This is a genomic window from Psychrobacter sp. 1Y11, assembly GCF_052259045.1.
Lineage (GTDB): Bacteria > Pseudomonadota > Gammaproteobacteria > Pseudomonadales > Moraxellaceae > Psychrobacter.
The window spans coordinates 43,614-68,954 of sequence record NZ_JBQQER010000003.1; the positions used below are offsets into that span (position 1 = coordinate 43,614).

The following is a 25,341-nucleotide window of genomic DNA, read 5'->3' on the forward strand; positions in this document are numbered from 1 at the left end:
TATGGCAAGTTTTTCTACTAATGAATTTAAAGCAGGTCTAAAGGTCATGCTTGATGGCAACCCTTGTGCCATTATGGAAAATGAATTCGTCAAACCCGGTAAAGGACAAGCATTCAACCGCGTCAAGCTACGTAACCTGCGTAGCGGTAAGGTACTTGAGCAAACGTTTAAATCAGGAGATAGCTTAGAAGCCGCTGACGTCATCGATACGGAGATGGATTATCTGTATACCGATGGTGAGTTTTGGCACTTTATGGACTCTGAGAGCTTTGAGCAGATCCAAGCGGACAAAACAGCAATGGGCGATACCCCGCAGTGGCTAAAAGAAAACAGCAATGCCACTTGTGTGATCACGCTATTCAATGGCGTTCCTTTATCTATCACGCCGCCAAACTTTGTAGAGCTACAGATCACTGAAACCGATCCGGGCGTTCGCGGCGACACTTCTGGTGGCGGCGGCAAACCTGCAACTTTAGAGACTGGCGCTGTAGTACGCGTACCCTTGTTTGTGCAGCAAGGTGAAGTGGTACGTGTTGATACACGTACGGGTGACTATCAGACTCGCGTAAGCTAACTCCCTGTCGTCTTGATAAGAGTCGAATAAGAAAGGCTTAATCGGGTAGCGATTAAGCCTTTTTTTAAGATTGCATGTGAGTTTGCTTGCGTTTGAGCTTACGCATTAACTGACTGTTTATACATCAGCCAATACTGAACTAAGGCATTTAATTGCTCTTTTTTGAAGGGCTTACTACAGTAGTCTTGCATACCCACTTGCAGGTATTTTTCGCGCTCGCCGTCCATAGCGTTGGCAGTTAGAGCAATGATAGGTGGCAGATCTTCGGCATCAAACATCTCTTGCAGCTTAATAGTCGCCTGTATTCCATCCATGATAGGCATATGATGATCCATCAAAATCACATCGTAACGTTTGGGGTTCGCGACAAACTCGTCAATGGCCTTTTGTCCATCAGTGACGTGCGTGACCTCATGGCCGCTACTACGCAAGGCCTTTAGAGCGATCATCGCATTGACATTATCATCCTCAACTAACAGCACATGTCCGTTATAATGCCATTCAGGTTCGATATCGATATGATTGGCTTGTTGCCAGGCGGCATACTGCGGTTTATCGATTACTTTTAAAGGGAGTAATAGCTTAAAGGTGGTGCCTTCACCGACGATACTATCCGCCCAAATATGACCACCCATTAGCGCCACTAGTGACTTACAGACCGACAATCCAAGACCGGTACCACCGTATAACCGATGCGTTGATTTGTCCGCCTGATTGTAAGCGTCAAAGATCGCATTCAGCGACTCCCTTTTTATCCCCACTCCAGTATCTGAGACGGTAATAAAAAAAGCCATATCGTCATGGTTAATAGGGTGATCAGTGGCATCCGAGACTTCTCTTTGAGCATTAAACGCCTCCAAATCACTATCTTTGGATGGTCTAACATCAAAGACAATGTGACCGCCCTCGCGAGTAAACTTAATAGCATTACTGATCAGATTAGAAAAAATCTGTTTAAGCCGTACTGGATCGCCTTCTACGTAGGAGTTTAGAGTATCATCGTAGTGGTATTCTAAAGTCAACCCACGCTGAGTAGCTTTGGTAGTAAATAAAGTCACTACTTCATTGCAGATAGTGGCTAAGCTCATCGGTACCGTATCAATGACCATTTTACCGGCTTCAACTTTTGATAAGTCCAAAATACCGTTGATAATGACCAGTAGATGATCTGTCGATACTTTTATATTATCGACATAGTTTTTTTGTTCAGCACTCAAAGCCGTCTCATCAAGCATATCGACCATACCGATGATACCGTTCATAGGAGTTCGGATCTCATGGCTCATATTCGCCAAAAAATCTGACTTCATATCGTTGGCATGCTTGGCAAGACGTTGCTTTTTTTGTAGCTGCAGCGCATCAGCTGCCATCTGAGCAAACTGCGTTAAGTGCTTGGCTTGCTCTTCGCTAAAGTCATAATGTGGCTTGGTATCCATAAGGCACAATGAGCCTAGACGATAGATATGGTTATCTTCGTGCAAGATAATAGGTGCGCCCGCATAAAAGCGTAAATTGGGATCGGTGGTGACTAAGCTATTATCAATAAAACGCTCATCTATCGATAAATCGGCAACAACAAATACTTCATCAGAGAGCACGGTGTAATTACAAACCGCCACGCCACGAGTGGTGGTGCAAGTATCGCCAAGCCCGCGAGGTGACTTTAAATACTGGGTATCCTCATCCATAAAAGTAATGGCGACTATAGGCATGTCAAAGAAGGTTTTCACCAAGTCAGAGAGGCGCTCAAAAGTTGGCTCAACATTTGTGTTGAGGACTTGATACTCTTGTAGCTTAGCGATGCGTGCTTGTTCATCTTTTGCTTGCGGATAAGTGGACATGCCTTCTCCAAAACGATTATAAAGTAGCCGCTGTAGCAGCCGCTTGCTTGCTGAGTATAAGTAGAGTCTCACTTACCATAACCATAGCAATGACTGAGGTTACCGCCACTGCCGAACCATAACCGCCGCAGTTTAAGCCAGCGGACTGACCTATCTTTTCGACGCGCGGCGGCTCAGTTGAATAGACACATTTGATGCCGAATTTTTCTTTCATTTGGCTATTGATACCTTTTTCATGACGCAGCTTGTTACGTAGTCTTGCCAGTAAAGGATCTTGATAGCTGTCTTTTAAGTCGCTAACCGTGATCTGGCGCGGATCTATTTTGCCGCCTGCCCCGCCTGCACAGATAAGCTTTAGCTTATTAAAACGGCAATGCAAGGCAATAGCAAGCTTAGCACTCATATCATCGACGCAATCTAAGATAATAATTGGCCGATTCTGCGCCATAGCTTGCTTAGCGGCGGCGCGATCAGGTAATAACTGCGCGACATTATTAGGCGTCAAAAAGTCATCAACTAAGTGTAGCTCTATGTTTGGATTAATCTCGCGCATACGCGCGCCCATAGTGGCAATCTTACTCTGACCAAAACTGCTGTCAAGCGCTAGTAGTTGCCGATTGACATTGGAGGCGACTAATACGTCTAAGTCGACTAGCGTCACACAGCCGACAGCGGTTCGCGCTAAAGCTTCAGCCACCCAAGATCCGACTCCGCCAACACCAATCACATAGATGTGCGCGGCTGCAAAGCTTGTAAAAGCATCAGCGCCATACAGCTTTTGTGTGCCCTGAAAGCGGCGCTGATATTGACTATCATCAGCTACTGTCGCCATCATTTCAGGTCGCTCGCTATCGGCGACTTTGCTATCGGTTATGGTGGATTGATCTTTCATGCATTAACACTCTATTTATTGACGCTATTTATTGACAATACTGATATCGATGATAAATGATTTGCACTACTCGCAGCGTCGCTTCACTGCGCAGGGGCAGGCTTTTAATTACTAGAATCAGTACCAAAATTAGCGCTAGGATAAGACCACGACTGACCTAAACTATCGATACTATTTTGCCATAGTTGCTGAGCAAGTTTTGCCTCATCGACTGCCAGTAGCTCGCTTAAGCTCGCTAACACAAGGGGCAAATTAGCGGGCACGTTGCGATTATGACTGTCATTACCCTCGTCACCCTCCCAAACATCATCTGGGCTTTGACCTTGGTTTTTGCCTAAAGCGGAGGCGTTATCGTTAGAAGTCTGACAGCTAATCGGCGTCATATCTGGGCAGTCAGTCTCTATCACTAAGCAGCCGATACCGTACTCAGCAACGGCGACTTGCAGCGCGCGGCGCAGCTTTTTGGCATTAGGGTTGGTGACTTGTCCGGTCACGCCAAGCTTGAAACCGAGCTTCACAAAAGCCTTAGCTTCTTGTTCACCGCCGCTGAAGCTATGAGCAATACCGCCTAAGGTTTTGGCATCATAAGCGTGTTTTTTTAATATCGCTAAAGCCTCAGCATGAGCTTTACGAATATGTAGCATCACCGGTAATTGATGAGCCACCGCCATATCAAGCTGAGCGCTAAAAAAGCGCTGCTGCTTAGCAAAGACCTCAGGCTCTTTCATCTCTGCAGTAAAAGTATCGAGCCCAATCTCACCAATGGCCAGAGGACGCTGCTTATCTAGCATCTCTGCCATTGCATCTAAGTGCGCTTCGGTATGCTGCTCTATATAAAAAGGGTGTAGCCCTAGCGCAATATGAGCTGCAGGGATGGAGCTGCCATCAATGTCTACCGAATCAGCTGCGTTGCTTGCAAACTCACGCTTATCAAAAAAATGCTGAACTTCATAAAGCCGGTCGAAGTGACGATACAGATAACCCACTAGCACTAAATGCTCGACTCCGCTCTGATAAGCGCGCTGTACTTGTCGCGCTCTATCTTCATCGAATACAGGAGCATCAAAATGGGTATGTGTATCAATTAAAGGGTAACGAACAATGTCTTTATTATCCGTTAGCGATTGGATGGTATCAGCCATAAACAGCCTCCTTACACTAACTTATTACTATCACTAATCTGCGATTATTTAGCAAGGCTAGTTTTTATTAATATCACTATTATTTTCAATATATGTTGTGGCGTACGAGCATCAGTGGATTGGACTGACCTGCTATTTACTGTTTAAACATCTATATCGTTAACACTTAAGATGACGTCATACTCGTTGAAAGCGTCACCATATAACTCGGCTTCACGATATCTTGTAGCTGAGTGAAGGGAACCACGAAATCCACTTCCTGAAGCTGAGTATTGAGCAGCTCTCCGGATTGATAGACTAAATGCAGCCCTTGCTGATCTATATACCACTGCTCAGATAGGGGGAGCGGCCATTGTTCTAGATCCTGCTGCTCAACCCCTTGCTTAGTGAGCCATTGCTTTTTGACTGCATTGAAAGCCGATAGTAGTTTTTGGGTATCGGCGTCCGGTAATAAAATATCCTCTACGGTCAATTGTAGCTTTTTTTGCATATCTAGCATCACGTAGTCGCGGCGCCCTTGCTGATGATCCTCGCTGCGCTGCTGAGTCGATTCGACCAACAGATAACCAGTCATCACAGCGTCGTCAGTATTAGAGTTCGCTACAGCACTGTCAGTATTCAAGCTTTGGTTGAGGATTAAGTCGGTATCAATACGTTGATAGTTAGGCTGTGAGCTGACTCCTTCACTGCGAAACTCTATTTGTTTTAACAGCGCTGATACGGAGTCTCTTGCCACTTGTTGTTGACTGGTAAAAGGCGTGTCTGGCGATAAGGTCCTGGCAACAGTTTGCCACATGATGTTGGCAAGCCAAGGTTGAGGCGGCGTAAAGGTTAAGGTGTTGAGTTCCAAATACTGACAGCTCGTTTGCTGCGCATCACAGTCAGGTTGGCGCGCGATGGTTTGTTGTTTACTGATATTAATAGGCGACGCTTGCTTATGGCTTGTCTTGTCTAAAGAGTTAGCGGTGTTAGCAGTACTAGACTGGGAGGATTTATGATTCTCTATCGTACTATGAACACCGATTTCATTAGCTGCCTCCTCCTCCGCTTGCTTCTCGAACATAGACTCAGGTTGCGGCGCACAGCCTAACAAAATAGTGCTAGCCAATACAACCGCTGTCGCCATCGACATGAACCGCATCAAAACGAATCCCCTAGAAAAGAACATCAAGGAAATGACGGAAGAGTTTACACGTATGTGTGTGTCGTGATGGCGTCTCATGGAGTCAGCTACAGTAAAGAACTGGTTAAAATAATAACACAATGCTTGGTGATGCTCGACAATATTACGTAGTGATAACTTTAACGCTGAGCAAAGTCTCCATAGTATAAAGGCTTAGGATAGTGCTTCGAATGATGCCAAGTTATTGCGCGCCGTTTTTATTTTGCGCCATCTGCTTGCTCTGCGTGTCATTAGCATTTTGATCAGAGGCGCGACTCTGCTCATTGAAAAGACGGTTGGCGCTCGGATGCGTCTGCCGACTGCTACGCCGAGGTATTAAGAGTAGAGCCGTCCCGATAAGGCTTAATGTAAGCCATTTTTTCTTATTCATAACGCTCCTTTATGACGACCACTAAGTTATGACGACCACTAAGTTTATAACTTATAACCACTTTTAAAACTACTGGCTAATGGGATAAGTAGTGATACCTGCATTTGGGCTATCAACGCGCGTAAACCCTGATGGCGGCGTCACTTGTTTTGGCGTCTGATCGCGCTTGGGGATTAGCGGGTTGAGCGGCATGAGCTCAAAGTCTTTACTGACGTCACCATTCCAGCCCTTGGTACCGCTAAGGGGCAGCTGCTTAATCGTACCATTCTTGTCGATAACCAGCTGTAATACACGCATTTGATTGAATTTGCGCTCAGTGACGCTTGCCACCGCTCCGCCGTCACGCAAAATCGTCGGCTGCAAAAATATAATTAGATTGCTCTTTTGGGTACTGTCATTATCTGAGCGAAACAAGCGCCCGATCACTGGCACGTTACCTAAACCGGGGACTTTCTGTTGGCGAGTCGTCGAGTTATCACGCATCAGGCCACCTAGGGCGATCGTCTGCTGATCGTCTGCCAAAATAGTGGTGTTAATCAGGCTTTTATTGGTAATGATTCCACTTGAGTTGCCAACGCTTCCTGGTACTACTGATGAGACCTCTTGCGAAACCTCCAAGCGTACGGTACCGTTTTCACCGATATGAGGAATGACATTGAGATTAATACCGATATCTTGGCGCTCAATAGTCTGAAAAGGGTTATTCGAGTCATTACCGCTAGTGGTAAAAGAGCCGGTGACGAAAGGCACGTTTTGTCCGACTAGAATGCTCGCTTTTTCGTTATCTAAGGTCAAAATAGAAGGCATAGACAATAGATTAGCACTGGTCGAGGAGTCAAGCGCTTGTAAGATAGCACCATAAAATTCGGTATTACCTTGGCTGTCTTTGCGGCTATCGCCAATCCCTATCAAAGCGCCAACGATTGAATTGGCTGCTGCGCTGAGCCCAGCAGCACCCGCCGCGCCGCCACCTGCCAATGCAGCTGCCGCTAAGGACGTCGCGCTAGCCCCAACGTTATTGAAATTCACGACTCCCAAACCGCTATTGGCATTACCAAGCGCCCATTGTACACCCAACTGGGTCGCATCATCGCCCGATACTTCCACGATAGCCGCTTGAATGAGCACTTGCGCGCGGCGATTGTCCAATTGATTGACCGCCTCTTCAATCTCAAACATCAACTCAGGCGCGGCATTGACGATGACGGCATTTTGCGTCTCATCAGCAATAATACTAAAAGGCCGACCGGTGGTACTATCGTTCGCGCCGCCAGTTGTGCCGCTAGTTGTCGAAGGGGTACTGGCATTATTAGCCGCAGTATTGATCAGCTCATTGGCAGCACCATTAAGCGTAGCACCTGTACTACTAGCGCCGGTCAAGGAGGCCGACTCTAGAGTGGAGGTTGCCCCTGAGCTATTAAGAGACTGATTAGCCAACAAGCCCCGTAACATATCAGCGATATGAGCGGCGCTGGCGTACTTCAAGCGAAACACACGCAGACCACTAAGCCGCCGCGATGGCGTGGTATCGAGCTGATTGACCATCTCTTGTACCTTGGCAATCATCTCCGGACTGCCTTTGACTAGCAATCTATCGCTTGCGCTATCGGCAATGACTTTGAGCTGATCGCCGCCTGCTGCCTGACCGCCGCCAGTGCTCACCAGAGCGCTAATTAGATCCATCATCCGCTCAGAGTCGACATGGCGTAGCGGTATCACTTGCAGACTATCATTGACATTGCTATCCAAGTCGCGAATCAGCGCAGTAAGCTGGTTTAGGCTATCGGCGCGATCAGATAAAACGAGCGCATTGACGCCTGGTACGGCAGCAGCATGAGCGGACTGCGGCATCAAAGGCCGAATAACGCCTAAGATCTCAGCGGCTTGAGTATTGGTCAGATAAATCACTCGGGTGGCCAATGACTCACCAACGCTATCACCGCGCAGATCTACCGCCACGCCCGATTGCTTAGCGACATTATCCGGAACTAGCTTGACTGTGGTACCCGAGTCTATCGCTGCTATACCATTGACTTGCATCACACTCAAAAACAGCTGATAAATCTCATCACGCGATAAAGCACGGTTGGATATGACAGTGACATTGCCATTGATACGTGGATCAAGGACAAAGTTTTGATCGGTAATAGTAGCCACTTCGTTAATAAAAGCTTTTATATCGGCATCTTGCAAATTGACTTTCCAACTCTCAGCGCTCGCAAGACCACAAGACGCCGCCCATAATGGCAGCGCCAAATATAAAGGCCGGCACAGACGCAGCAACCGCTGTATAGAAAGACGTAAAGATGTCATTGAAAACTTATCCAAACTTACCATGGTTATGATTACCCATTATGATGTCACTTGTGAGGTACAAGATGCTACAGGCTAACATACTGCTAACTGGCAGTTATAAATTAACGCGGTAAAACTTGTGTACGATAAACTGATAAAACTAAATTATGATAAAAAGATCTTCGCGCTACCCTAAAACTGCTGACGAATAGTAATCACCTGCTCGCCTCGTTGCACCTCAATCTGCGCCTCGCCCGATTGCTGCGCTTGTTGCAAGACAGTCGCATCTTGCACAGGACTGCTACCAACCGTCTGCCCGTTGACTGTCAGCACTTTGTCTCCAGCCTCGAGCCCTAAACGATTGCGTAACCCTGATGGCATAGCTGCGGTGACTTGATAGCCCTCACCTGACGCCATGACGCCCATACGGCTTAGATAACTGGCTGGGTTTTCTTTTAGCGCGCTTACTGCCTCATCGATAGCGGTGCTCGTGTCGGCAGGTTCACCCTCTTCTGCTAGCGGATTATCAGTGGCTATCGGCGGGCTTTGGGTTGGCAAAGGCAGCGTATTGCTTGAATTATTAGTATTAGGTAAGCGCTGATTGCCAATAGCGTTATCATCCAGCCCTCGCTGATCAAGTGGTAGCGCCTCTGGCATCTCGATGACGGTTTGCTGATCGGCAGCGTCCGCAATAATAACCGCGTTCCAATCTACACTGATAAGCGTAAAGCCACTATCTTCCAAGCGATCACCGATACGATAGTTTTTGACTTCACCGTTGACGTCTAACAGCGCTGACGACAAGCTATCAGGTATGGCGAGTAGCACTCCTTTTAGCTCTACATTCGGCGGCGGCTGGACGGCTGCCGCGACAGGTTCAGGATCTGCAAAAATGGCAAACAAATTGCTATTATCGACGGAGCTATTTGCGTTATTTTGAATAGCTTGCAGCGGTAAGGCTGGGGCTAGCGGCGGCGCTAATATAAGCCACAATAACCGTGCTGCCACCCAACACAACCAAATAATCGCTAATAATAACAGCCAAGCTGAGAAGCGATTGAGAGTATCCATCACCGGCTTTAGTCGTGCGCTCATACTCATTATCAATTTGCCCCTAAGCCGGTTAATAACGGCTGACGCACACTAATGACTGGGGTATCTTGCGGCGCTTGACCTTGATATTCTGGCATGTTTTCGAGTAGGCGCTGGGTCAGACTGACATCTAGCATATTATCGCCATCTAGATATAAGTCGCCTAAGCGTTTGTCTTGATTATTTAATAAATTGACATGCAATAGGTGGTTATCGTTTTTTTGTTCCGTACTGAGCTGCGCTCGCATGGTCGGCATCGTAATGTAGAGTATCTTACCGGCATTGGGATAGCCCACCTCACCGCCAACCCAAGTCAGCTGACCATCCGCTTTATGGAAACCTGCGCTCTTCTCTCCCGCCGCTGACTGACGCTGTAAAGAGACGTTATTGAGCTGAATAGGCGTATTTGGTAATTGCCAATTGACAACACTTGCCAAAGTTTCCGGAGCGATCTTGCCGCTCATATCATCCACTTGCCATGAGCTGCGCCCTACTTTGACTTGCCCCTCTAAACGTGTTTGGCCGGTAGTAATCTCAACGTCAGCGCCAAGCTTTCCCAAAAATAACTGCCACGGCTGCCAAGTCCAATTGGCCGAGCCGGTCAGCGCCGTACTCGTTTGTGGCAACTGCCAAATAAGCGCGCCTTGCCAGACATTGCCGGATACTTGCTGCACATAAGGCGAATTGGGAGCATATTTTTCGACTATCCATGCCGCTGGCATTTGCAGTACTGCAAATAGCGCAAACATCACCATACCCACCAGCCACCAGAGCTTACGCGGACGTTTATTGGACGATGTAGACAGTTTTGGCACGAATAAAAGACTCTTTTAAAGGGGTTAAAAGCTCATTATCATAGCAAATAATCCGCTATAGGTGATATAAAAAAACCAGTATTCTTAAATAAAAATACTGGTTTCTTGCTCAAGCTTAGCGCCGATTATCGTACTGATTTTATAGCTTTATTAAATAGCAAACTCGTTTAATTCACGGCCAGCTGCCATAGCTTCTACAAGCCAAGTCGGCTTGCGACCACGTCCTGTCCAAGTCTCCTCACTGTTGTCCGTGTTGCGATACTTAATGCTACGCTTCTTCTCAAGCTTCTCACCAGCTTTTAGAATCTCGTCAATGCTACTATCGGCGTCTTCAGCGATTTTTTCAAATTGCATATAAGCATCATACAAACGCTGATGCTGTTTTTGATCGATAAGCTGCTGGGCATTTTCAGTAATTGCACGCAGTTGATCGACGTCCAAGTTTTCTAAATCAATAGGGGTGTTATTCTTCATAGTAGCCTCGGTATAAAAGTGTTCATTATAAGGAATAGACTTAATAGCCTAAAATTTATAATCCATTGGTCGACATTGTCTTTAATAGCTTGGTCCATAATTAGCGATGCGAGTATTCGATTATAAATACAAAGTGATTAATTCAATCTAAATACAGATTGGATTAACTATCTGCATTATAACAAACTCTATTAACTATAATACTCTATTTATAATTCATTATAGATAGCGTTACTTTTTAGAAAAAGAACATAAGTTCTTTTTCTCTTATAGAGTATTAAATATAAAAGCATACGATGCTACTAGAGTATAAAATGCTGCAAAAATATATCTCTATATTTTATTTTCATCTTTTATAATTAAGACATTAAACTAAAAACACATTATCTTTACCTATCAAGATAACAATAGCCAAATAAAAAAAGAGCCTATTTGCATAGGCTCTATCTGATTTAATCAACACTATTAGATTACGTATTCATCAGAACGGAATATCATCATCGACCGGACCGTCTGGCATGGCGTTAGGTTTAGACTGCGATGCCTGTGCTGGTTGGTTAAATTGATTGTTGTTCTGAGTAGGTGTACCTTGATTGCCATAGCCACCTTGCTGATTACCTTGTGCTGCCGCTGCTATACCACCAGCTTGACCCTGCTGACCACCAAACCCTTGTCCACCGCCTTGGTTACTATAGCCACCTTGCTGACCACCTTGACCACCGCTAGCGCCATCTAGCATCTGCATTTGATCGGCGCGAATTTCGGTAGCATAGCGATCACTGCCGTCAGGAGCTTGGTATTTACGAGTGCGCAGGCTACCTTCGATATAGACTTTACTGCCTTTTCGTAGGTACTGAGCGGCAATTTCACCCAAACGATTGAACAGTGAGACACGATGCCATTCAGTGGCTTCTCTTTTTTCGCCGCTTTGTTTATCGGTCCATTGCTCAGAGGTGGCTACTGATATATTCGTAACACTACCGCCATTATTGAATTGACGTGATTCGGGGTCCGCACCAAGATTGCCGATGATGATGACCTTATTAACTCCGCGCATAATGTCTTCCTTTTATAGATGATTTTGTTGATAAGCGCTAAGCTCTTATATAAAAGCCTAAATAGCTTACTTTAATCTATTTTTATAAGGTCAATAATTATCAACCCTAATTTTCAATTAATATTATAGGTTCACTTTATACGTTTTTTTCGTAAATATCTAGACACACTTATTTATAGACGACAGTTCATGTCGTTTACTATCATACATTTGTGTGCTAGCTAGCCTAATATAACCGTCGATACTTTCAGTACAGTCAATACTATCGCAATCGTATCGGATCTTAATAGCTCAATTATATATTTAAAGGGCTTTGTGCTAACTTGGCAAGCTCTTGCTTTGCTTCATCTGTTAGCTGGGTTTTATCCAGTTTTAGATAAGCCACTTGCTCTTTTGCCATGACGACTAGCTCATCGACGCCATTGATTGCCATCATTTGTCGCGACCAATCCTGAACATCGATGTTATTCGGAATTGTCACTGTGGTACTAGATAGATACGGCGGCTGCGAGATGGGCAGAATGATTAGTAGTGCCACAGCCATTATTACCGCCAAAATACCCCATGCCAACATATTAGGCTGGCTGAGTAACAGACCACCCATCGCGCCGCCAACGAAGGCACCGAAGAACTGACTTGATGAATTCAGCCCCATCGCCGTGGCTTTGTTCGCGACTGGCGCGCGCTTAGAGATCCAAGACGGAATAGTGGCCTCAAGTAAGTTAAAGCCCATAAAGTACAGCAGTAACCCTAAGATAATACCGACACCGACTTGGCTACCTAAAGCCAATAATACTAATGCGGCGGTCATTAAGGCGATAGCAGCCAAAAAGACTTGGCGCATCTTACGCTTCTTTTCAGCGATAATAATAAAAGGTATCGCGACGCCAAAGCCGATAAATAACAGCGGCAAATACACTAAGCCTTGCTGACGCACCGACAAGCCCATGACTTCCGTTAGCTGATGCGGCAAGATGACAAATATCGCGGTAAGCGTCAAATGCAGCGCAAATATACCGAAATGCAGCCGGTTTAGATCGCCAATTTTGAGCACCGTCGCTAGCTGTTCACCGATCGATTTGTTATCTAAGTTATGTTTGAGGACCCGTAGCGGCGTCGGTACTACGAACAATAGCAACATAGCCAGTACGGCAAAGCCTGCGGTCAACCAAAACAGCCCTGACATCCCAAGCGAGCCGACTAATAATGGTCCAAAAGCAAAGGCGAGCATAATAGAGGTGGCAATGGTCAAACCCATAGTGGCCATCGCTTTGGTGCGCATCTCCTCGCGCGTGACGTCGGCTAAGAGCGCCATTAGTACCGCCGATACGGCCCCACTACCCGCGAGTGCGCGACCGATAATAACCTCGTAAATATCTGTGGCGTTGGCCGCAATAACACCACCAAGCGCAAACAATATCAGACCGAGCATGATAATAGGCTTACGCGGAAACTTATCGGCAGCAAGGCTCATCGGAATCTGAAAAATAGCTTGACCCAGACCATAAATCCCGACGGCTAAACCAATTAAAAAAGGCGTCGCATGCGCATAAGTGCTGCCATAAACAGAAAACACCGGCACTATCATAAACAGGCCAATCATCCGCAGAGCAAAAATACCACCTACCCCTAAGATTGCCCGTTTCTCTACGCTATTCATACTTGCCTCACTGGTTCATCTTATAACATCTGATAGCTACAGCTTGCAGACCACTTAAGTGGATTGATCTCCAAGCCTGATCCTACAAAGGTTGATTAAAGCTGGCTTAGAGACCTCAAGCACCGCATGACGTTATTATATCTGCGCTAGCTTCAGCTCCAAATCAAGCTCCCTAGTATAAGACATTCGCCATTTTCTTGCCGAGACTTTTATCACAAGGCGCTCTCTGCTGCCTTTATCTCTATAGTTTTGTTACTAACCTTCTTTAATACGTCTCCCTGACTTGAATAATCGCTTAATCGTGACTATAAAGTAAAGCGTTGATAGCATTGTTCTTTTGCTCATATAGCATTTTTTTACTCATAAGTTGCAGCAGTGGCAAACTTGCTTAATAGCTATCGTAAAAATATAAATACCGGTTAGCTATTTGACCTTAACTCCTATAAATAGACTTTTGTTAATTGATAAAAATAAATAGGTTTTAAAAAGTAGTTAAGTCTTTTACTCTCTTTTCTTTTTATTTGTCTATTTTATTATTATTTAAGTTTATCTACTCTTTTAAATTTACAAATGTTGGTTATCTTTAATAATCGTTAACCCACTTTAAAAAATAGGAAACCCCTTACCGATGGCACATGACCATATCGCAATACGCGGCGCTCGTACGCACAATCTCAAAAATATTGATCTTGATATCCCACGTGATAAGTTTGTGGTCATTACTGGTTTATCTGGTTCTGGCAAATCCTCTTTAGCCTTTGATACCCTCTATGCTGAAGGGCAACGCCGTTACGTTGAAAGTCTGTCAGCATACGCGCGTCAGTTTTTATCGCAAATGGAGAAGCCTGAAGTTGATAGTATCGAGGGTTTGTCGCCTGCCATTGCTATTGAGCAGAAATCGACCAACCATAATCCGCGCTCAACTGTTGGCACGATCACTGAGATTTATGACTACCTACGCCTATTGTACGCGCGTATCGGGACGCCTTATTGCCCTGAGCACGGCGAGCCGATGGTGGCGCAGTCTGTGACGGAGATGGTTGATCAAGTCATGGCACTGCCTGCTGAGACCAAGCTTATGATCTTGGCGCCGGTGGTTCGAGAGCGTAAAGGTGAGCATACTGTTTTGCTTGAGCAATTAATCGGGCAAGGCTTTGTGCGCGTGCGCGTCGATGGTCACGTTTATGATACTGATGAGCTACCGACCCTCGATAAGAAGAAAAAACACACGATTGAGGTCGTCGTTGATCGCTTTAAGGTGCGCGATGACTTAGGCAACCGCGTCGCTGAAAGCTTAGAGACGGCGCTGCGTCTGGGTCAAGGCCTAGTCACGCTGCACTTCATGGATGGTAATCCGAAAGAAGGCGGCGATACCAACCAAGTGATGTCGGCTAAACACTCTTGCCCAGTGTGCGATCGCGCCGTATCTGAGCTGGAACCGCGGATGTTTAGTTTTAACAATCCGTATGGTGCCTGCCCGACTTGTGACGGTTTAGGCAAACGTCAATATTTTGCCGCTGAAAAGCTGATTACTCATCATGAAAAATCCTTAAATCAGGGGGCGATTAACGGCTGGGATAAACGCCACTCTTATTATTTTGGTTTGCTAACTACCGTTTGTAAGCATTTCAATATCGATATGGATACGCCGTGGCAGGATTTATCTAAGCAGCAGCAAGAGCTTATTATGCAAGGCTCAGGTAAAGAGAAGCTGACCTTTAACTTCACTGATGAGCGCGGCCGTAAGACTAATAAGACCATTCCCTTTGAAGGCGTACTACCCTATCTTGAGCGCCGCTATGCCAAAACCCAAAGCAATCTGGTGCGTGATGAGTTAGCCAAATATCTTGCCGATACCACTTGTAACGTCTGCGATGGCGCGCGTCTCAATGAGATTTCGCGTAACGTGCGCGTCGATGAGCAAACCATCGCTGAGATCGTCAAACTCTCTATCGGCGATGCGGCTGACTATTATAAAAGCCTTAAAATCAGCGGTCATAAAGGCGAAGTCGCGGAGAAAATCTTTAAAGAGATCAATGAGCGTCTCAACTTCTTAGTGAGCGTTGGACTCGACTATTTAACCTTAGCACGCTCTGCTGAAACGCTATCGGGCGGTGAAGCGCAGCGCATCAGGCTTGCTAGCCAAATCGGTGCCGGTCTCATGGGCGTGATGTATGTGCTTGATGAGCCGTCTATTGGCTTGCATCAGCGTGATAATGATCGTCTGCTTAAAACCTTAACGCGCTTACGTGATCTGGGTAATACTGTCCTTGTCGTTGAGCATGATGAAGATGCGATTCGCCAAGCCGATCACGTGATTGATATCGGTGTCGGCGCAGGCGTACATGGTGGTCATATCATCGCCCAAGGCACGGTCGATGAGATTATGGCGACTAAAGATTCGCTCACTGGGCAATACATGTCAGGTGAGAAGCGTATCGAGATTCCAACGGTACGCCATAAGGCCAAAACCATAGAGGTCGAGGCGAAAGGTAAAGCCAAACCCAAAAAAGTACCTATGACGATTGAACTAAAAGGCGCGTCAGGTAACAACTTAAAAGATGTGGATTTAAGTTTGCCAGTCGGCATTATGACTTGTATTACTGGCGTATCCGGCTCGGGTAAATCAACACTGATTAACCGTACTTTGATGCCGATTGCGGCCACTCAGCTCAATAATGCCTCGACCTTGATTGCCGATAAGCATGACAGTATCAGTGGTCTTGAGCATCTAGATAAAATGGTTGATATTGACCAAAGCCCAATCGGTCGTACGCCGCGCTCCAACCCAGCAACCTATACCGGCGTATTTACTCCTGTGCGTGAAATGTTTGCACAAACGCAAGAAGCGCGCGCGCGTGGTTATAAAGCGGGACGCTTTAGCTTTAACGTCAAAGGCGGTCGCTGTGAGATGTGCCAAGGTGATGGACTCATCAAAGTCGAAATGCACTTCTTACCGGATATGTATGTACCCTGTGATACCTGCGAGGGCAAGCGCTATAACCGTGAGACGCTTGAGATTCACTACAAAGGTAAAACTATCGCTGACGTGCTCGATATGACCGTAGAAGATGCCACTGAATTCTTCTCAGCGATTCCCGCGATTTATCGTCGCTTGCAAGCGTTGATGGATGTGGGACTAAGCTACATTCGCCTTGGTCAATCCGCGCCTACTCTATCGGGCGGTGAAGCGCAGCGTGTTAAGTTAGCGCGTGAGCTTGCCAAACGTGATACGGGACAGACGTTATATATCTTAGATGAGCCAACCACGGGTTTGCATTTTCATGATATCGATAAACTACTCAATATCCTTCATGCGCTACGTGATAAAGGCAATACCATCGTGGTCATTGAGCATAACTTAGATGTTATCAAAACTGCCGATTGGGTGATTGACCTCGGTCCTGAAGGCGGTAAAGGTGGCGGCATGATTATCGCGGAAGGTACGCCGGAGGAAGTGGCGGAAGTTGAAGGCTCATTTACGGGTGAGTTCTTAAAGCCAGTTCTGGAACAGGCAATGTCAGAGGCGAGTTAGTATTTTAGTTTCGGTTGTCATTTAAAGGTCACTCTTTTGGGGTGGCCTTTTTTTTGGCTAGATTCTGATAGGGTAACTATTGTCTTCGATATGCGCTCAGTTCTATACAAATTTTGGACCCAGTTAGCAGCTGTAAAATAAGTGAAATATAGTTGGAATTAATTTTATACGGTCTTTATCAGTGTAAGCAGATCAACTAAGAAAACTTATATCAATCGCACGTTGATATAGCATGTTAATTTTATTTAAGACTGATTTTAGTTAAATCAGAGATATAAGAGTTGACAGCTAATATACTTATGTTTACTATTTATTTGGTTGTTACTGTATACATACTCAACTATTACAATATGTAATTACGATAGAGTTTTGTTAGATTACATCTGTGTTTGCGCATCATCTAAAACGTTCTAATACCATATAAAAAAGGCCCAAAGGTATGACAAAGTTTCTAAAAAATAAGCTATCAATGATGACTATTATAGCTATGACTTCCGTTTCATTAGGGGCATGTAATGATGATAATGACTTCAATAGTACATCACCAAATACTGAAGCTCCAGGAGAGGTGACTGATCCTTCAGAGCCTACTCAAAAGAGTACAGTCTCCGGCAAGTTGGTTTCCTATGATGGTAAAACTCCTATTGCTAATGCATTGGTATATGTTGTGGGACAGCCAAATGCTTTAAATAGTAGAATAGCGACTAGTTTGTATAGCGCTAGCAGCTTAGATGTGGAAGCTGAAGAACCAATGATTGACAGCATAGCGACAGAATGCGGTGTAGCGCCAGAAGACAGTTTGGCTAGCACCTGTACTAACGCCGACGGTAGCTATAACTTGGATATTGAGACCGATACCAAAGATTTAATGATCAAATTTGAGAAAGGGGCGTTCACTGCTGAGCAAAAAATCACTCTACAAGACACTGGGTCATCGCAAGCGGGAGTAACGGAACTAAGCGATACTGTTCTTCAAAGTGTTCCTAAGATGGTCGTTATTGAAGGCTCTTACGATAGTATTGAACTTATCCTAGCAAAATTAGGGCTTGCCAGTACTGACGCCAAAACGGGTGAGATTACTGAGTCCGAGTTCGACTTATGGAATTCAACTGATAATCTTTTCGTAGATAATAATAATGATGGTAAAGCAGATATATACGACTACGAAATAGTGTTCTTTAATTGTGGTCAAAATGGACTATCTTGGTTGATGGATGATAGTAAACGTCAAATCCTTAAAGACTATATCAGCAAGGGAGGTCGAATTTATGTGAGTGACCACGCCTATGATATCGTTGAACAAACTTTCCCAGAATACATAGATTTTTTTGGTTCAGATGACACCCCAACCAATCAGCCAGAAACAATGTACCAAGCTAATCAAGGTCAAGGCGGTATTACCATCAAAAGCAATATTGAACCAAAACTCAAATCTTGGTTAGAAGGTGTGACTTGTGCTCAGGGATCGTGCTTAAACGCAGATGGTACAGTTACTATTAAAGGCTTCGCTGGTGGATGGGCTCGGATGAACTCAGTCAACAGCAGCAAAAAAGTTGATATCTATGCAAGTGGTCAAGATAGTGATAAAGCAATGCGTCCATTAACTGTTGCCTTTAATTATGGTAGTGGTCGAGTCACCTATACCTCTTATCATAATGAGGAAGGAAGTGATTATTGCTACGACGAATTCATCAACGGTAATCTAGACAACGAAGAGTATTATGAGTGTCTTGAAAACCCAACTGAATTCGCAGAAAGCGAATTAAATGCTCAGCAAAGAATCTTACAATATCTTGTATTTGAATTATAAGTCACTTTAGTCTCTTTTTAGTAATTCATGATATCAATTCAAGGCTACTCTTTATAGAGTAGCCTTTTTCATATTCAATATAATATTTTAGTAGATGCTAGTTTTTGCTATTACCTAAGGTACCTCCCAATCACAACACTTTCATTACAATGAGCGTCATGTCGACAGCTAAAATAGAACCCATCCAAAGTTTAAGAAACAACGAACACCATAAGGATAACGCATGACAAAAACTATTTTAATTACCGGTAGCACCGATGGCATTGGTAAACTTGCCGCTCTCAATTTAGCAAAAGCAGGACATCACGTGTACTTGCATGGCAGAGATGCTGATAAGCTTGATAGCGTTATTATGGAGGTCAAAGCAGTAGCAACAGGCGCAGCGACAGATCATATTGATGGGTTCGTGGCTGATTTTTCAGATTTAAACGCGGTACGCGACATGGCAGCAGAAGTAAATGACAAGCTATCGCAGCTTGATGTACTCATCAACAACGCTGGGATTTATACCACCGCATCGCCCGTGACCAAAGACGGACTGGACGTGCGCTTCGTAGTCAATTATCTAGCGCCTCACGAGTTGACCAACGCCCTATTACCTTTACTTAAAAAGTCTAATAAAGCGCGCATTGTGAATCTAAGCTCAGCGGCACAAGCACCAATATCTTATCAGGCCTTTGCAGGGAACGAGCGTCTCGATGACAAAGATGCCTATGCGCAAAGCAAGCTGGCGCTTACTATGTGGAGTATGGACTTAGCGGACGCCGTCGCAGGCGATAATATTAACGTCATCGCCGTCAACCCCGGCTCGCTACTCAATACCAAAATGGTCGCTGAAGCTTACGGCAAACACTGGTCATCAGCGGACAAAGGCGCAAATATCTTAACACAGCTTGCCATATCCGATGAGTTCGCAGGCGTTACTGGCAAATACTTTGATAATGATATTAAAGATGGCACGCACGGCGAGGCCAGAGGCGAGTTCGGACAACCGCATACTGATGCGTTAAATAAAGATGCCATTACCGAACTTAACCGTCAAACACAAGATGTATTAGCTACACTTTTAAAATAATATTCAACCATAGGAAGCTGTTATGAATACGCAAGAAAAACAAGCGATCACCCTCGTTGCCAATATCACCGCCAAACCTGAACATGCTGAGGAGGTGAAATCTGAGCTGCTTAAGCTGGCCGAGGCGTCACAAGCTGAGCAAGGCGCTATCCATTATAATATTCATCAAAATAATGCCAAGCCAAATCATTTTATCACTTATGAGGTGTGGGAGACTAAAGCGCTTATGGAGCAGCATGGACAAAGCGCGCACTTTCAAAACTTTATAAAGGTGACAAAGGAGATGATTGAAGACTCTAATCTTACGCAAATGACCCGTATTGCGTAAGGTTTGTAGACATAAAACTAAGGCGTAACGGTTTATCATTCATTACTCAAGATAAGGATGTCTTTAATGAAAATCAAGAATCACCCAAAACTAAAAAAACTCGCATTCAAAGCACAAAAAACTATCGTTAGAAAAATAGTCCACCTACCCAAGCCTATTCTACGCAAGATGGCAGGTAAGCCCATCGTCATAGACGGTCAGACTTTGGATGTCTCAGTGCAAGTCATTCTTAAGCTATTTGGTCCACCGCCCAATCACCTAGCGAGCGTTGCCAGCACGCGCAGACAGATCGATGCACAAGGGCCATTACTCGCGCAGTCTAATCATAAAGACATCATCAGCGATGACTTTCCCCTTGACGTATCAGGCGGTGATAGCATTACGCTACGTCGTTATCGCCATCGCAAAGTCAAAGATAATAATCAGCCTGCTTTGGTGTTTTTTTCATGGTGGTGGTTATGTGGCAGGCTCGCTTGAATCACACGATTTGGTCTGTCAGCATTTGGCGGCAGATGGTAATTGTACCGTCATCGCAGTCGATTATCGCCTCGCGCCTGAGCACCCCTTCCCTACTCCTGTCAATGATGGACTGGCAGCTTTCCGTCATGTTGCCAATAATGCCGATAAGTTTGGTGTTGGTGCGACGCGTCTGGCGGTCGGTGGTGACAGCGCAGGTGGTAACTTAGCCGCGGTCGTCGCGCAGCAAGCCAAAGACGATGCACATCCGCCAAAACTACAACTGTTATGGGTGCCTTGGGTCGATATGAGCCGTGAGTATCAATCGTATAAGCTATTTGCGACCGGTTTCTTTTTGGAGCGCGTAAAGATGCGCTGGTTTAAGAAAAAATACATAAACGATGACACCGATACGACAGACCCGATGGTATCGCCAATCTTTGGCAATTTAGAAGGCGTTGCGTCTGCTGTTATTATGGTCGGCGGCTTTGATCCGCTACGTGATGAAGGTGTGGCTTATGCTGATACACTCAAAGACGCAGGCATAAAGACCAAGCTAAAAGTCTATGAGACCATGCCGCATTTGTTTTTGATGTTTGCAGGTGAGATTGAGGATGCGAAAGTCGCTTTTGACGATGCGACGCGAGCGCTTCGGGGGTTGTAGGTTATCCAATCGGTGCGTAGAGAGCACGATGCAAAAGCTAGTTACTTTTGAAAAGGATTATTAATAAGCTATAGAGATGACAATGGGTCCAGATTTAAGCGACGGTATTATTACTTATATAGACGAAAATCTAAAAAAGGTCTACATTCAAGACAAATACGAAGACACATTATTCCATTTTGACTTAGAAAAATATGTAGGTAAGGATATTTTATTAAAAGGTACGAAAGTCACCTATTACAAGCTTTATTTTGAGCATCCAACTGCGGAAGGTTTATTAACTGTGAAAGAGTTAAATAATCCTGATTTATTCAAAAACCATAAGAAGAAAGACTCTCAGCTAATTAATATTAAGCGAAGACTAAAATCACTCATACAGAATTTAAAAAATGACTAAATACACCTCTGCATTTGACGCCCTTTGTGATACGCCTACTCAAAGCGCTAATTTAAAATTGCGTGCTGAACTTATGCATCATATTACAGACATTATTAAAGATATGTCAGGTACGCAAAGCGAGATTGCTAAGCTTTGCGGAATTACTCAACCTCGTCTTAATGACTTATTACAAGGCAAAATTAGCAAATTTAGCCTAGATGCATTGGTAAATATAAATGCTAACTTAGGTGTTGAAATCAGTCTTGATTTTGCTTGATAGGATTTTGAGTGCCTTGCATGGTAGGAGATAAACCTACCCCACTTAAATAAATTCTCGCTCAATATTCATCACTCGCGCATCTACCGTGCGCTCTATTTTCTCCTCGATTTGACTACACTGCGACTCAACCTCACGTTTGGTCAGTCCGACGATTACAAACGTCCACTCGCTAGCGTCATGCCGATCACGTTCGCCGCTCTCACATACCGCGACACTTGGCGTATTACCAAAGCGTGCATGCAAGCCGCCCATACGTTGGCGTTTTTCTTTTAGTGAGCTGCAGCCAGGCAGTGAGAAAGTCAGGGTCAAGATAACTATATGCATAAGTTTTCCTTATTAACGTGGTTCACGCTTCATGGTATCATCAAGCACACATTGCGCGATGCGTTATACCTATAAGTTTATAAGTAGCTATGACTATACGTGACAAAAAAACCTAATAAAAACTAAATTAAGAGAGCCTATATGAGTAAACATTATGACTATATCGCTATTGGTGGCGGTAGCGGCGGCATCGCGTCAATCAACCGCGCGGCAAGCTATGGCAAAAAATGCGCGATTATCGAAGCGGAACAATTAGGCGGCACTTGTGTTAACTGGGGCTGCGTACCCAAAAAGGTGATGTGGTACGGCGCGCAAGTGGCTGAAGCCATTGAGAAGTATGCGCCAGACTACGGCTTTGATGTTGAATTAAAGAACTTCGACTTTCAAAAATTGGTCAATAGCCGCCAACAATATATCCAAAACATTCATCGCTCTTATGATAATAATTTGGCAAAAAACGGCGTTGAAGTCATAAAGGGTTTTGCTAAATTCGTCGATACCAATACGGTTGAAGTCAATGGCGAACATATTACCGCTGACCATATTTTGATTGCGACCGGTGGCCATCCTATTCTCCCTGACATTCCAGGCGCAGAGCACGGCATCGATTCTGATGGATTTTTTGAATTGAATCATTTGCCAAAACGGGTCGCTATCGCTGGCGCTGGCTATATTGCTGTTGAAATCGCAGGCGTGCTTAACAGCTTAGGATCAGAGGTGCATCTGTATGTTCGTCAGCACTCGCCGCTACGCTCATTTGACCATACTATCGTCGAGACCTTGCTGATAGAGATGGAGCAAGATGGTATTCAATTGCATACCGAAACGACACTCACTGAAGTCAATAAAAATGAAGATGGCAGCTTAGAGTTATGTACCAAAGACGGTACGCTTGATACGGTAGATTGCCTGATTTGGGCAATTGGTCGCGCACCTTCTACCGACGCTATTAACTTAGAAGTGACAGGTGTGGAGACAACGGATAACGGCAAAATCAAAGTCGATAAATTCCAGAATACTAATGTCGAGGGTATTTATTCAGTCGGTGATATCATCGAAAACAGTATTGATCTAACGCCAGTCGCTATCGCTGCAGGTCGCAGGCTTTCAGAGCGCTTATTTAACGAAAAGCATGATGAGCATTTGGTTTATGATTTGATACCGACGGTTATCTTTACTCATCCCGCTATCGGTACGATTGGCTTATCTGAGATTGACGCCGTTGAGTTACATGGTAAAGAAAATATAAAATGCTATAAATCAACCTTTACCTCGATGTATAGTGCGGTGACGCAGCATCGCCAAAAGTGCGTAATGAAGCTGGTATGCTTAGGCGAAGAAGAAAAAGTCATTGGTTTGCATGGCATCGGTTACGGTGTCGATGAGATGTTGCAAGGCTTTGCGGTAGCGATTAAGATGGGCGCGACTAAGGCCGACTTTGATAATACCGTTGCCATTCATCCAACGGGTGCAGAAGAATTTGTGACTATGCGTTAGGTGAACTGAGAAAGGTTTAGGGCAGATAGTATAAAGCAGAAAAGGAGTGCCACTTGTGCATTCCTTTTTTGCTAATTATTCACGGCAAAAGCAGCTATTTTATGGTGTCAGCACCCATTTGCCATTTACATCATTGACTTTAAAAGCGCCACTATCGGTACGTGTGTTACCGCCGATCGTTTGCGTTACCTCAGCGGTGCACAAATAAGTGTTGTCGCCCTCGGTAGTATCACAGCTGATGTTATCGACACTCTCAAGGGTCGGCATCATCCCTGCCATCATACCGCTCATAGCTTTTGCCATCTCATCATCGCCCGCTTGCGCCATGGCATCATCCATCATGCTACCCGCTTTATCATACTGGGCTTGAATCAGCTCTTCTACATCGCTATCGGACGGACCATTAGAGCAAGCGGTGAATAGCGGCGTAAGCAGTATTATAAAGGCTAGTTTTTTCAAGTTTTTCATGTTGATCTCAGAACTTTAAAAGGTGCTTAGAGTATACCTAAGCGGCAGTAAAAACCCAACATAATTTCTTAAATTTAGTTTTGCCAGCATAAAGCTGTGATTAAATCAGCTTAAGCGAAGCATACTAGTTTTTATTATTACAGACAGCGTGCCAGCGTTACTGATATTATGCTAATACTCTAATAAGTTGCGAGATAATTGTGTGGCAAGTCTACCTCTACATCTTACCCGTAGGCATAGGGATTATGACGCTGGCGGCAAGTTTACTGTTCTTGTTTGCTTATCTGATGTCTGATGACAATGCCACACGCTTGCCCGCTTTTAATTGGTTTAAGCGCTTGATCACTGTGGCATTTATTCTACTCAGCATTGGCTTATTTATGACCTTTGGGCATTTTTGGGGCTCATAAAACCAGCGTTTATGCGTTGACGATTTTCTCAAGTTCCAATAACGCTAAGTCTTGACGCTTAGGTTCACCATTATTGCCATCAACAGGAAACGGCATACTATTACCATTCAACTGATAACCACGGCGCTGATAGTAAGCCAATAATTCAGGACGATGGCTTAAGATCGACATAGTAAGTCGGCTGGGTCGATCGTTACCTTGTAAATGCCGTTCCGCAAAAGTCTCAGCCGCCTGTAGTATCACATTGCCTACGCCGCACCCTTGCAGCTCTGGATGTACGGCAAACATACCGATATAAGCTTTGTTATTATGATCCTTTTTATTTAAGCCTACCTCGACTTTTATATCGACGGCGATACAGCCCCATAGCTCGCCCGTCTCTTTCCCACCGCGTTCACCTGTATCGGTCTTTGGATAAACAAAAACATAATGCTTAGGATTGGCAATAACGCTAGCTAATTCTGCTTGCGTAGTGCGAATACCTCCGACCAAATCAGCCTCGTTGGTCCAGCCTTGGTCTTGGCGATAGCAGAGGTTTAATAGCTGCTCTAGAGCGCTCACATCATCAGCTTCAGCTTGGCGTAAAAATACTTTTTCTTTGTTGATAGCCTCTTTATTGATAGACCCTGTATTTTTAAAGTCTGCATTTTTAGAAGTTGTGTTTTTAGTGTTATTAGTCATTATTCTATTCTCTAATCTTATAACCTACTTCCCATAAAA

General features: G+C 44.8%; 25 protein-coding genes. 11 read left to right on the forward strand and 14 right to left on the reverse strand.

What is annotated here, in order from left to right:
* The first annotated feature begins 1 nt into the window (after position 1).
* On the forward strand, positions 2–574 hold the full coding sequence (gene efp / locus ACTXGJ_RS03265) for an elongation factor P (RefSeq protein WP_439241435.1): 573 nt from the start codon (positions 2–4) through the stop codon (positions 572–574).
* A gap of 98 nt (positions 575–672) precedes the next feature.
* On the opposite strand, the gene ACTXGJ_RS03270 is transcribed toward efp, so the two are convergent.
* From ACTXGJ_RS03270 to ACTXGJ_RS03320, 11 genes are all read right to left on the reverse strand, one after another.
* On the reverse strand, positions 673–2,415 hold the full coding sequence (locus tag ACTXGJ_RS03270) for a GAF domain-containing hybrid sensor histidine kinase/response regulator (RefSeq protein ID WP_439241437.1): 1,743 nt from the start codon (positions 2,413–2,415) through the stop codon (positions 673–675).
* A gap of 16 nt (positions 2,416–2,431) precedes the next feature.
* Positions 2,432–3,247, reverse strand: coding sequence for a tRNA threonylcarbamoyladenosine dehydratase (locus ACTXGJ_RS03275; protein ID WP_443565238.1), 816 nt, complete (start codon positions 3,245–3,247; stop codon positions 2,432–2,434).
* 164 nt (positions 3,248–3,411) lie between these two features.
* A complete protein-coding gene (locus ACTXGJ_RS03280; protein WP_443565115.1) occupies positions 3,412–4,449 on the reverse strand; it encodes a TatD family hydrolase in 1,038 nt (345 codons plus the stop codon).
* A 166-nt stretch (positions 4,450–4,615) separates the two neighbouring features.
* A complete protein-coding gene (locus ACTXGJ_RS03285; RefSeq protein ID WP_439257400.1) occupies positions 4,616–5,581 on the reverse strand; it encodes a hypothetical protein in 966 nt (321 codons plus the stop codon).
* 232 nt (positions 5,582–5,813) lie between these two features.
* Positions 5,814–6,002: a hypothetical protein gene (locus ACTXGJ_RS03290; RefSeq protein WP_439241443.1), complete on the reverse strand. Its 189-nt coding sequence runs from the start codon at positions 6,000–6,002 to the stop codon at positions 5,814–5,816.
* Between the two features lie 69 nt (positions 6,003–6,071).
* Positions 6,072–8,339, reverse strand: a complete 2,268-nt coding sequence (gene gspD / locus ACTXGJ_RS03295) for a type II secretion system secretin GspD (protein ID WP_439241445.1) — start codon at positions 8,337–8,339, stop codon at positions 6,072–6,074.
* A gap of 150 nt (positions 8,340–8,489) precedes the next feature.
* Entirely contained in the window at positions 8,490–9,392 is a 903-nt protein-coding gene (locus tag ACTXGJ_RS03300) for a type II secretion system protein N (protein WP_443565116.1), read from the reverse strand.
* Between the two features lie 8 nt (positions 9,393–9,400).
* A complete protein-coding gene (gene gspN / locus ACTXGJ_RS03305) occupies positions 9,401–10,204 on the reverse strand; it encodes a type II secretion system protein N (protein WP_443565117.1) in 804 nt (267 codons plus the stop codon).
* A 150-nt stretch (positions 10,205–10,354) separates the two neighbouring features.
* On the reverse strand, positions 10,355–10,678 hold the full coding sequence (locus ACTXGJ_RS03310; RefSeq protein WP_439241451.1) for an H-NS histone family protein: 324 nt from the start codon (positions 10,676–10,678) through the stop codon (positions 10,355–10,357).
* A 481-nt stretch (positions 10,679–11,159) separates the two neighbouring features.
* Complete coding sequence (gene ssb, locus ACTXGJ_RS03315) at positions 11,160–11,735, reverse strand: single-stranded DNA-binding protein (RefSeq protein WP_439241467.1); 576 nt, start codon at positions 11,733–11,735, stop codon at positions 11,160–11,162.
* Between the two features lie 295 nt (positions 11,736–12,030).
* Positions 12,031–13,395: an MFS transporter gene (locus tag ACTXGJ_RS03320; protein ID WP_439241469.1), complete on the reverse strand. Its 1,365-nt coding sequence runs from the start codon at positions 13,393–13,395 to the stop codon at positions 12,031–12,033.
* A 628-nt stretch (positions 13,396–14,023) separates the two neighbouring features.
* Between ACTXGJ_RS03320 and uvrA the strand changes: the two genes are divergently transcribed.
* The 8 genes from uvrA to ACTXGJ_RS03360 all read left to right on the forward strand — a co-directional run bounded on the left by uvrA (position 14,024) and on the right by ACTXGJ_RS03360 (position 21,919).
* Entirely contained in the window at positions 14,024–16,930 is a 2,907-nt protein-coding gene (gene uvrA / locus ACTXGJ_RS03325) for an excinuclease ABC subunit UvrA (RefSeq protein WP_443565118.1), read from the forward strand.
* Between the two features lie 439 nt (positions 16,931–17,369).
* The gene (locus ACTXGJ_RS03330) at positions 17,370–18,740 is read left to right on the forward strand and encodes a hypothetical protein (protein WP_443565119.1); all 1,371 of its coding nucleotides are present in this window, start codon (positions 17,370–17,372) and stop codon (positions 18,738–18,740) included.
* Between the two features lie 223 nt (positions 18,741–18,963).
* Positions 18,964–19,815: an SDR family NAD(P)-dependent oxidoreductase gene (locus tag ACTXGJ_RS03335; RefSeq protein WP_443565120.1), complete on the forward strand. Its 852-nt coding sequence runs from the start codon at positions 18,964–18,966 to the stop codon at positions 19,813–19,815.
* A 22-nt stretch (positions 19,816–19,837) separates the two neighbouring features.
* Positions 19,838–20,143, forward strand: a complete 306-nt coding sequence (locus tag ACTXGJ_RS03340; RefSeq protein ID WP_443565122.1) for a putative quinol monooxygenase — start codon at positions 19,838–19,840, stop codon at positions 20,141–20,143.
* Positions 20,144–20,209: 66 nt separating this feature from the next.
* A complete protein-coding gene (locus ACTXGJ_RS03345) occupies positions 20,210–20,620 on the forward strand; it encodes a hypothetical protein (RefSeq protein WP_443565123.1) in 411 nt (136 codons plus the stop codon).
* Positions 20,604–21,263: an alpha/beta hydrolase gene (locus ACTXGJ_RS03350; RefSeq protein WP_443565124.1), complete on the forward strand. Its 660-nt coding sequence runs from the start codon at positions 20,604–20,606 to the stop codon at positions 21,261–21,263. Before ACTXGJ_RS03345 ends, ACTXGJ_RS03350 begins: the two co-directional genes overlap by 17 nt.
* 82 nt (positions 21,264–21,345) lie before the next feature.
* The gene (locus tag ACTXGJ_RS03355) at positions 21,346–21,660 is read left to right on the forward strand and encodes a hypothetical protein (protein ID WP_443565125.1); all 315 of its coding nucleotides are present in this window, start codon (positions 21,346–21,348) and stop codon (positions 21,658–21,660) included.
* Positions 21,653–21,919: a helix-turn-helix domain-containing protein gene (locus tag ACTXGJ_RS03360; RefSeq protein ID WP_435949491.1), complete on the forward strand. Its 267-nt coding sequence runs from the start codon at positions 21,653–21,655 to the stop codon at positions 21,917–21,919. The genes ACTXGJ_RS03355 and ACTXGJ_RS03360 overlap by 8 nt, the downstream gene beginning before the upstream one ends.
* 45 nt (positions 21,920–21,964) lie before the next feature.
* On the opposite strand, the gene ACTXGJ_RS03365 is transcribed toward ACTXGJ_RS03360, so the two are convergent.
* A complete protein-coding gene (locus tag ACTXGJ_RS03365) occupies positions 21,965–22,246 on the reverse strand; it encodes a DUF503 domain-containing protein (protein ID WP_439241485.1) in 282 nt (93 codons plus the stop codon).
* A 141-nt stretch (positions 22,247–22,387) separates the two neighbouring features.
* On the opposite strand from ACTXGJ_RS03365, the gene gorA reads away from it, so the two are divergent.
* Complete coding sequence (gene gorA / locus ACTXGJ_RS03370; protein WP_443565126.1) at positions 22,388–23,743, forward strand: glutathione-disulfide reductase; 1,356 nt, start codon at positions 22,388–22,390, stop codon at positions 23,741–23,743.
* Between the two features lie 99 nt (positions 23,744–23,842).
* On the opposite strand, the gene ACTXGJ_RS03375 is transcribed toward gorA, so the two are convergent.
* Positions 23,843–24,211, reverse strand: coding sequence for a hypothetical protein (locus ACTXGJ_RS03375; protein ID WP_443565127.1), 369 nt, complete (start codon positions 24,209–24,211; stop codon positions 23,843–23,845).
* Positions 24,212–24,411: 200 nt separating this feature from the next.
* Between ACTXGJ_RS03375 and ACTXGJ_RS03380 the strand changes: the two genes are divergently transcribed.
* Positions 24,412–24,621 carry a hypothetical protein gene (locus ACTXGJ_RS03380; RefSeq protein WP_439241491.1) on the forward strand — a complete coding sequence of 70 codons (210 nt, stop codon included), beginning with the start codon at positions 24,412–24,414 and terminating at the stop codon, positions 24,619–24,621.
* A 9-nt stretch (positions 24,622–24,630) separates the two neighbouring features.
* On the opposite strand, the gene ACTXGJ_RS03385 is transcribed toward ACTXGJ_RS03380, so the two are convergent.
* Positions 24,631–25,302: a GNAT family N-acetyltransferase gene (locus tag ACTXGJ_RS03385; protein ID WP_443565128.1), complete on the reverse strand. Its 672-nt coding sequence runs from the start codon at positions 25,300–25,302 to the stop codon at positions 24,631–24,633.
* Positions 25,303–25,341: the final 39 nt, after the last annotated feature.

What these genes read in the sequence shown, in the direction of transcription:
- efp (WP_439241435.1), top strand. Translation starts at nt 2, where the DNA reads ATGGCAAGTTTTTCTACTAATGAATTTAAAGCAGGTCTAAAGGTCATG.
- ACTXGJ_RS03270 (WP_439241437.1), bottom strand. Translation starts at nt 2,415, where the DNA reads ATGTCCACTTATCCGCAAGCAAAAGATGAACAAGCACGCATCGCTAAG.
- ACTXGJ_RS03275 (WP_443565238.1), bottom strand. Translation starts at nt 3,247, where the DNA reads ATGGCGACAGTAGCTGATGATAGTCAATATCAGCGCCGCTTTCAGGGC.
- ACTXGJ_RS03280 (WP_443565115.1), bottom strand. Translation starts at nt 4,449, where the DNA reads ATGGCTGATACCATCCAATCGCTAACGGATAATAAAGACATTGTTCGT.
- ACTXGJ_RS03285 (WP_439257400.1), bottom strand. Translation starts at nt 5,581, where the DNA reads ATGTCGATGGCGACAGCGGTTGTATTGGCTAGCACTATTTTGTTAGGC.
- ACTXGJ_RS03290 (WP_439241443.1), bottom strand. Translation starts at nt 6,002, where the DNA reads ATGAATAAGAAAAAATGGCTTACATTAAGCCTTATCGGGACGGCTCTA.
- gspD (WP_439241445.1), bottom strand. Translation starts at nt 8,339, where the DNA reads ATGGTAAGTTTGGATAAGTTTTCAATGACATCTTTACGTCTTTCTATA.
- ACTXGJ_RS03300 (WP_443565116.1), bottom strand. Translation starts at nt 9,392, where the DNA reads ATGAGCGCACGACTAAAGCCGGTGATGGATACTCTCAATCGCTTCTCA.
- ACTXGJ_RS03310 (WP_439241451.1), bottom strand. Translation starts at nt 10,678, where the DNA reads ATGAAGAATAACACCCCTATTGATTTAGAAAACTTGGACGTCGATCAA.
- ssb (WP_439241467.1), bottom strand. Translation starts at nt 11,735, where the DNA reads ATGCGCGGAGTTAATAAGGTCATCATCATCGGCAATCTTGGTGCGGAC.
- ACTXGJ_RS03320 (WP_439241469.1), bottom strand. Translation starts at nt 13,395, where the DNA reads ATGAATAGCGTAGAGAAACGGGCAATCTTAGGGGTAGGTGGTATTTTT.
- uvrA (WP_443565118.1), top strand. Translation starts at nt 14,024, where the DNA reads ATGGCACATGACCATATCGCAATACGCGGCGCTCGTACGCACAATCTC.
- ACTXGJ_RS03330 (WP_443565119.1), top strand. Translation starts at nt 17,370, where the DNA reads ATGACAAAGTTTCTAAAAAATAAGCTATCAATGATGACTATTATAGCT.
- ACTXGJ_RS03335 (WP_443565120.1), top strand. Translation starts at nt 18,964, where the DNA reads ATGACAAAAACTATTTTAATTACCGGTAGCACCGATGGCATTGGTAAA.
- ACTXGJ_RS03340 (WP_443565122.1), top strand. Translation starts at nt 19,838, where the DNA reads ATGAATACGCAAGAAAAACAAGCGATCACCCTCGTTGCCAATATCACC.
- ACTXGJ_RS03345 (WP_443565123.1), top strand. Translation starts at nt 20,210, where the DNA reads ATGAAAATCAAGAATCACCCAAAACTAAAAAAACTCGCATTCAAAGCA.
- ACTXGJ_RS03355 (WP_443565125.1), top strand. Translation starts at nt 21,346, where the DNA reads ATGGGTCCAGATTTAAGCGACGGTATTATTACTTATATAGACGAAAAT.
- ACTXGJ_RS03360 (WP_435949491.1), top strand. Translation starts at nt 21,653, where the DNA reads ATGACTAAATACACCTCTGCATTTGACGCCCTTTGTGATACGCCTACT.
- ACTXGJ_RS03365 (WP_439241485.1), bottom strand. Translation starts at nt 22,246, where the DNA reads ATGCATATAGTTATCTTGACCCTGACTTTCTCACTGCCTGGCTGCAGC.
- gorA (WP_443565126.1), top strand. Translation starts at nt 22,388, where the DNA reads ATGAGTAAACATTATGACTATATCGCTATTGGTGGCGGTAGCGGCGGC.
- ACTXGJ_RS03375 (WP_443565127.1), bottom strand. Translation starts at nt 24,211, where the DNA reads ATGAAAAACTTGAAAAAACTAGCCTTTATAATACTGCTTACGCCGCTA.
- ACTXGJ_RS03385 (WP_443565128.1), bottom strand. Translation starts at nt 25,302, where the DNA reads ATGACTAATAACACTAAAAACACAACTTCTAAAAATGCAGACTTTAAA.